The organism is Methanoregula sp., from assembly GCF_041663825.1.
In the GTDB taxonomy this organism is placed as follows: Archaea; Halobacteriota; Methanomicrobia; order Methanomicrobiales; family Methanospirillaceae; genus Methanoregula.
Map to the genome: position 1 here is coordinate 1 of NZ_JBAYLY010000055.1, position 6,527 is coordinate 6,527.

At 52.4% G+C, this 6,527-nt stretch carries 8 protein-coding genes; all 8 read left to right on the forward strand.

Going from position 1 to position 6,527, the window contains the following annotated elements; all coding sequences use genetic code 11:
- The first annotated feature begins 78 nt into the window (after window positions 1-78).
- Window positions 79-234 (forward strand): hypothetical protein, encoded by a 156-nt coding sequence (locus WCX19_RS14710; RefSeq protein WP_373009442.1) that lies wholly within the window; start codon window positions 79-81, stop codon window positions 232-234.
- Window positions 231-1,601, forward strand: a complete 1,371-nt coding sequence (locus WCX19_RS14715; protein ID WP_373009444.1) for a site-specific DNA-methyltransferase — start codon at window positions 231-233, stop codon at window positions 1,599-1,601. The genes WCX19_RS14710 and WCX19_RS14715 overlap by 4 nt, the downstream gene beginning before the upstream one ends.
- A complete protein-coding gene (locus tag WCX19_RS14720) occupies window positions 1,598-2,116 on the forward strand; it encodes a hypothetical protein (RefSeq protein ID WP_373009446.1) in 519 nt (172 codons plus the stop codon). The genes WCX19_RS14715 and WCX19_RS14720 overlap by 4 nt, the downstream gene beginning before the upstream one ends.
- Window positions 2,085-3,023 (forward strand): phage terminase large subunit, encoded by a 939-nt coding sequence (locus WCX19_RS14725; RefSeq protein WP_373009448.1) that lies wholly within the window; start codon window positions 2,085-2,087, stop codon window positions 3,021-3,023. Before WCX19_RS14720 ends, WCX19_RS14725 begins: the two co-directional genes overlap by 32 nt.
- On the forward strand, window positions 3,011-3,397 hold the full coding sequence (gene terL / locus WCX19_RS14730) for a phage terminase large subunit (protein WP_373009450.1): 387 nt from the start codon (window positions 3,011-3,013) through the stop codon (window positions 3,395-3,397). Before WCX19_RS14725 ends, terL begins: the two co-directional genes overlap by 13 nt.
- Window positions 3,394-4,767 carry a hypothetical protein gene (locus tag WCX19_RS14735; protein ID WP_373009452.1) on the forward strand — a complete coding sequence of 458 codons (1,374 nt, stop codon included), beginning with the start codon at window positions 3,394-3,396 and terminating at the stop codon, window positions 4,765-4,767. Before terL ends, WCX19_RS14735 begins: the two co-directional genes overlap by 4 nt.
- Window positions 4,764-5,603 carry a phage minor head protein gene (locus tag WCX19_RS14740; protein WP_373009454.1) on the forward strand — a complete coding sequence of 280 codons (840 nt, stop codon included), beginning with the start codon at window positions 4,764-4,766 and terminating at the stop codon, window positions 5,601-5,603. The genes WCX19_RS14735 and WCX19_RS14740 overlap by 4 nt, the downstream gene beginning before the upstream one ends.
- A gap of 137 nt (window positions 5,604-5,740) precedes the next feature.
- On the forward strand, window positions 5,741-6,349 hold the full coding sequence (locus WCX19_RS14745) for a hypothetical protein (RefSeq protein WP_373009456.1): 609 nt from the start codon (window positions 5,741-5,743) through the stop codon (window positions 6,347-6,349).
- The last annotated feature ends 178 nt before the right edge of the window (window positions 6,350-6,527 follow it).

Consider the following 6,527-nt stretch of genomic DNA (forward strand, 5'->3'; position numbering starts at 1 on the left):
TCACCACAAGGATCGCGATGGACAATCCTGTGAGGGGTTGATGGCATCAGCACAATGCCCAGAGGATCGAGAATTACGATGACCGCAGAATGCATAGGGGATGCAACCGGGAAACGCAGGATCCGGAAACTCCAAGAGCGAATAACGCATATCGATGAGCAGATCGCAGAATTGCAGGACAAGAAAGAGATCATGATAAGTGAGATAAGGGAATTAAAGGGCAGGAAATCATGAAGCAAAACCCATTGAAAGAAAAACCGCTTCCGGCAGGGCTCGGCAAAATCCTGTTGTCGCACCTGATACCGGATGCAAAGAACCCGCGAAAGGATCTCAAAAAAGGCGATCCGGAGTTTGAGAAGATCAATAAGAGCGTGGAGAAGTTCGGGCAACTGGACCCGATCATCTTCAACACCCGCACCAGAAAGATCCTGGGTGGTCATCAGCGGCTTAAAGTCCTGGATTCGCAGGGATACACCGAACTGTACACCGTGGCGCTCGGTGCGTATACGTGGGCCTTTGCAGAAGCGGATCTTAAGGAATTGTCAGAGAAGGAAGAGAATGCCGCCAACATCGCTCTTAACAAAGCGCAGGGAGATTGGAATATCGAACAGCTCACGATCAACTTGCAGGAACTGAAACTTGATGATATGCTGGAGTTCACCGGGTTTGATGACATCGAGTTTGACGGGATGCTCAGGGATCTTCACAAGGACGATGAGCCATTAGACGCCGAACCGCAGATAAGCAGAGCGGAGGAGCTGCGGAAAGAGTGGGGCACTGAACTGGGGCAGATGTGGCAATGCGGCGATCATCGGGTGATCTGCGGGGATTGCACCGATCCGGCGGTTGTTGGGAGATTAATGGGGGATGAGAAGGCGGAGATCCTGTTTACCAGCCCGCCGTATTCGGATATGAGGACCTATGCAGAAGGCACCGACGTGTCAATATCAAAACTTATCAATTTTATTAAAGCGTTCTCAAAGATAGCGACGTATCAAATAATAAATCTCGGTATCCAAAGGAAAAATAATGAGGTTGTGCAGTATTGGGATGATTATATCAAAACAGCAAAAGAAGCCGGATATAAATTATTAAGTTGGAATGTCTGGGTAAAACCAAACGCCGGGAGTATTGCAGGACAAACCGCAATGTTCCCTATAATGCACGAATGGCTATTTGTTTTTGGATCAACAATAAAACAACTCAACGCGACAATAGAGAATACCAACGCCGGTGTTTTAAAGAGGAGGCATTACCGGACAAAAGAAGGCGACATTCTCAATGGTGAATTTCGTGCGGTAAAGGATAGAAGACCTATCGGAAGTGTAACTGATGTCTGTCAAGAGGTCCGCCACAAAGAAAACGCTGCACACCCTGCCGTTTTCCCCATAGATCTCCCATTCCAATATATCGAAGCCATGACCGCCGGTAATGATATTGTGGTTGATCCCTTCCTCGGCTCCGGCACCACCATGATCGCATGTGAGAATTTGGGAAGGAAATGCCGGGGCTGCGAAATTTCGCCTGAGTATGTGGCAGTTATACTAGAGAGATTCAAAACAACATTCCCGGGCAAGGAAATTAAACTGGTGACGGAATGACCCGAAAAAAACCCGACGGAGAATTAAAGAAACGTGGTCGGAAGTCCCTATTTGACCCGAATAAACACCTTCCATTGGTAAAAGAGCTGGCAGAGTCCGGTAAGACCAATGAACAGATCGCCGGAGCCCTCAATATCGACCGGGCCACGCTCAACACATGGATGCATAAACATCCCGAATTTCTCAGCACCATCAAGAAAGGTAAGGAATATGCCGATAGTGAAGTATCCGATTCTCTGTTCAACCGGGCAAAAGGGGGATTAAAAATACGGGAAATCAAGATAATCGAGAACCCCGATGGATCGACGAGAAAAGAAATTACGGAAAAAGAGTTACCCGCTGATGTTACGGCGGGAAAGTTCTGGCTAATGAACCGTCAGCCGGAAGTATGGCGAGACAAACAGGTGCAGGAGATTACCGGCAAAGACGGCGCACCCATCAAGACCGAAACGACATTGGACATATCAAAGGAGGTGCGCAAACTTGTCGGAATCCTGCCCGCTGTCAAGTTATGAGCCCGTCGTGACCCATTACCTCCAGACCGTGCGGTTCAACAAGTATATCCCGCACGAACCCACAGAGAAGCAGGCGCTCTTTTTACTGCATGATCACATCCCGGAGATCCTATATGGCGGTTCAGCAGGCGGCGGTAAATCGGACGCTCTCTTAATGGCAGCCCTCCAGTATGTGCACGTTCCGGGCTATGCTGCCCTCTTACTCAGGCGCACATTCCCGGATCTCTCCCTCCCGGAAGCCATAATGAGCCGGTCGTTTGAATGGCTACAGGGCACGGATGCACGATGGCACGATAAAGAAAAGACATGGAACTTCCCGGGCGGTGCAACCCTCACCTTTGGGTATCTGGATGCACCACGGGATCACTACCGATATCAGGGATCCGCGTTTCAATATATCGGCTTCGATGAATTGACCCAGTTTAAGGAGAACCAGTACCTTTACCTCCATTCGCGGTTGCGGAGATTGGCGGGCTCCGATGTTCCGTTAAGGATGCGAGCAGCCAGTAACCCGGGTGATATCGGGCATGAGTGGGTAAAGGCCCGGTTCATCACGTCAGCGCAGAACCCCGAAAGAATGTTCATCCCGGCATCGCTGGACGATAACCCGCACTTGGACCGGGAATCCTACATTCAATCATTGATGAAACTGGACCCCATCACACGGGAACAGCTCTTAAGCGGGAATTGGGATGTGAGGCCCGAAGGCGGGCTGTTCAAACGGGAATGGCTGAAACTCGCCGATGCAGTACCCAGAAACATGCCGCTATGCCGATACTGGGATAAGGCGGCAACGGAAGGTGGAGGGGATTGGACGGCCGGGGCGCTCGTAGGTATCGATCACGGCAGGGTCTATGTGCTGGATGTCAAACGCACCCAGAGCCGCCCGGCTGGGTGGAGGCGCTGATCCATCAAACCGCACAGATGGACGGGCATGAGGTCATGATCCGCATGGAGCAGGAGCCGGGCAGCGCCGGAGTTGATGTAATCGATCATTACGCCCGGCAGGTGCTCACCGGCTATAACTTCAAGGGTATCAAGAGCACGGGCAGCAAAGTGAGCCGGGCGGCGGCATTAAGCACGGCAGCGGAGCAAGGCAATCTATTCATTTTGCACGGGCATTTTACAGGAGCACTTATGGACGAACTGGTATTATTTCCGACAGAAGGAGCGCACGACGATCAGGTCGATGCAGTCAGCGGCGGGTATAACGCGCTGGCATTGCGGGCAAACGGGGGATTCCGGGCAGCCGGGAGAAAGGACGGAGGTAAAAGACCATGAGAATAGATCTATTAGGCAAGCGGCTCCTCAGCATTAACGAGGGACCGACAGAGGATGTAAAGTCAGTGGCGAAAGCCCGGGACTGGCGGATCGCGGGGCAGGGATCGATGTATATCCCGGATCGCACACAGGATCCGAACCGGACCTTCAAGAAAATGCGGGATCTCCGGAACATCTACCTTCAGGGGGCGTACATCTCGGAGGGCGTGGACCTGTACCCGCTGTACACCATCGGGGCAGGTTACACGCTGGAGATCGACGAGGATGCGGGAGAAAGCGGAGAGGCAGCAAAGGCCGATATAGAGGATTTCCTCAATGGCATCAACGTCTACGATATCACATGGCAGATGATGGTTGACGCTATCACCGTGCGGGACGGCCTCGCGGAGATCGTGATGGGGCGCGGATCAATGGCAGAGAAGCCCGTGAACGTCATCCCCCGCCCGGCTGAGTGCTTTGAGTTCGACACCGATAAGACCGGTGCAATCATGCGATACATCCAGCGGAACGCCAACAACGGGGACTCGCTCGGTACTCCGGTACCACTTGAGAAAAAGCAGGTCCTGCACTACCAGTTTATGAGCCGGCCCGATTCCCCGTATGGCATCTCACTGATCGAGCGGGTGATCCACGACATCAAGAGGGATACCCGTGTGATTGAGGCCACGGCGAACGGAATCTGCCTACACGGTACCCCGAAATGGCAGATTGCCCTCAACAAGAACCGGCCAGACGCTGCAAAGGCCTCTGATGCTGATTGGACTGCGTTCAAGAAAGAGTTTGAAAATATCAACGCTCTTGATAATTTCCCCACCGAAGGCGACATTGAGATGATCATGCACGATACGGCAGGAGTGCCCAACGTGCAGCAATACTCAGATGTCTCATTGGCCCGCGTGGTTTCCGGTATGGGGATCCCGGGCGAACTGCTCGGGCTCCGTCAGGGCACCACGGACGCAACCGCCGTTACCCGCGTTGGCGCGTTCTTCAAGAAGATCAAGAGCTGCCAGCGTGACGTTGAGCAGATGTGGAATATTGTTATCGACATGCGTACCGGTGTTCCCGGGCTCGTGAAGATGGTGCTGAACGATACCGATCCGCAGGACTTCGCAAAGATGGCAACGGCAATATCCCAGCTCAGGACCGGTACTGATCCGGATGCGGTATGCCCGGCGGCTTGGTGCAGGGAACAGCTCGGGATCCCAGAGGATGAACGAAGCGAAGAGGAGAAACCGAAACGCCAGCCGAACCCGTTTGATATGCAGAACTATGTGGACAGTTCCGATCCAATGGCCGATCAGAAACTCGCATCAGAGAAAGAGATGGCGGCAGCGGCGCACGAACTGGCAGAGGCGGTCAGGAAAAGATGATCCCCGCCGCACTTTCCCGAGCAATCACCCGCTTCACCACGGCAACCATCGGGTATCAGAAGGTCAGGGATAAAGACCGCATCGCCCGTAACCACGAGCAGCACCTCCGCGCATTCTTCGAGGAGCAATCGCGGCTTACCCTCATGCACTTTACCCGGATGCGCGAGTACTTCCCTCCCGATATCCCGATCAAGGCGCTGGAAGCGGGAAACCCGGCCAAAACCGAAGCACTGAAGAAACTGGATAAGATCTGGTCCGACATTGAGAAAGAGACCGATGAAGACTTACAAAACGTTATTCTCGGTGTCGAAAAGGATGGTATCTTATCCGGCGCCGATCAACTCAAAGGACAGTTGAAGTACGATCCAAAGACCACGTTCAGCCTCGCCAATCCCCGCGCTGTGAAGTACTTCAAGGAGACAGGCGGATCGCTGAAATACATCAAAGATATCCAGGATACAACTAGGGATAGACTTAAAACAATTATCACCGATGCACTTGATACTGGGCAATCCTACAGTAAAACAGCAAAGATCATATCCGATGCGTTTAATGGTGAAATTGGTCGGGATCGGGCCCGGCTCATCGCAGTGACCGAGAGCGCCCGCAGCTATGAAACCGGGAATCATATCTTTGCGCAGTCCATCCAAGAAGACGGCGTGAAGATGGAAAAGAGCTGGCAGAACAGCGGGGATGGGAAGGTATCAGAAGGATGTCTGGAGAATAGCGCGGCAGGATGGATACCTATCGATGAGGATTTCCCATCGGGAGATCAGGAACCCCCGCGCTTCCCCGGTTGCCGCTGTTGGGCGATATACCGAGAGGCACGAGCATGATACCTATAAAATCAACACTTATCAAGATGAGGAATCGATTACTTTATTGGTTTGGTACTGATGACGTGATCGATGGATTAAACACCGGTCCCGAGTGGGAAAAGGCATCGTTCAACACGGTTCTATTTCATTGGATTATGAAAGAGCCGTTAAGGAAACTGGTCCGGCTCATGCCCGACATTCCGCAATCGTGGATCGATAACCTCACGGGATCGCAGCGCCTTCTCTATGACATTGCTAAAGAGAAATGGTACGATTGCGATAAATCAGACGAACGGAGAGAGAAATTGTGGAAACCGTTTCTTTTTATGCTGGTGTTCTGGATGCAGGATGAGGCAGCAGAGCCGTTTGATCGTGTATTATACGAGGTCTTAAAACGCCGCGATCAGTTCTATATTGCATCGGGACGCTTAGATCCCAATAACTGGTACATGAACAAAAATCCTGCCATAGCACCCGATGAGTACGGGAGGACACACGGGAGGCGAATGCATATCAGCCTAGAGGATCCTGCGATCCGGTTCGACACGCTCACCCGCGATGATGTGATCGTATTGCTGGAACGTCCTGCGCGGGGCTTCGTATGCCTGCGAGACGCTGAAGGGAAACCGCTCTATACTGTGATCAATCGGTTCAATTACGTGAAATTACCGGAAGGCGGGTATCAGTACACGATCGCAGGAGTGACAGGGGATCTTATGGAAGCGACGAAACGAGCACAGGAAATTGAGAACGGAGGTAACTGATGGCACAAGGTTACCCGGTAAAAGAAGAAGAGCAGCGGAAGATCTGGGAACTGCATAAACTCGGCTATTTTCCGGTGGTAATTGCCCGGCACCTGTCGGACCGGTACGCTCACCTGAACGGGGGATATCGCAGCGCCGAGACGGTGAAGGACACGATCAAAATGATGGAGCAGCGCGA

Coding starts and splice junctions, on each gene's coding strand:
- WCX19_RS14710 (WP_373009442.1), top strand. CDS start 79: ATGACCGCAGAATGCATAGGGGATGCAACCGGGAAACGCAGGATCCGG.
- WCX19_RS14715 (WP_373009444.1), top strand. CDS start 231: ATGAAGCAAAACCCATTGAAAGAAAAACCGCTTCCGGCAGGGCTCGGC.
- WCX19_RS14720 (WP_373009446.1), top strand. CDS start 1,598: ATGACCCGAAAAAAACCCGACGGAGAATTAAAGAAACGTGGTCGGAAG.
- WCX19_RS14735 (WP_373009452.1), top strand. CDS start 3,394: ATGAGAATAGATCTATTAGGCAAGCGGCTCCTCAGCATTAACGAGGGA.
- WCX19_RS14740 (WP_373009454.1), top strand. CDS start 4,764: ATGATCCCCGCCGCACTTTCCCGAGCAATCACCCGCTTCACCACGGCA.
- WCX19_RS14745 (WP_373009456.1), top strand. CDS start 5,741: ATGAAAGAGCCGTTAAGGAAACTGGTCCGGCTCATGCCCGACATTCCG.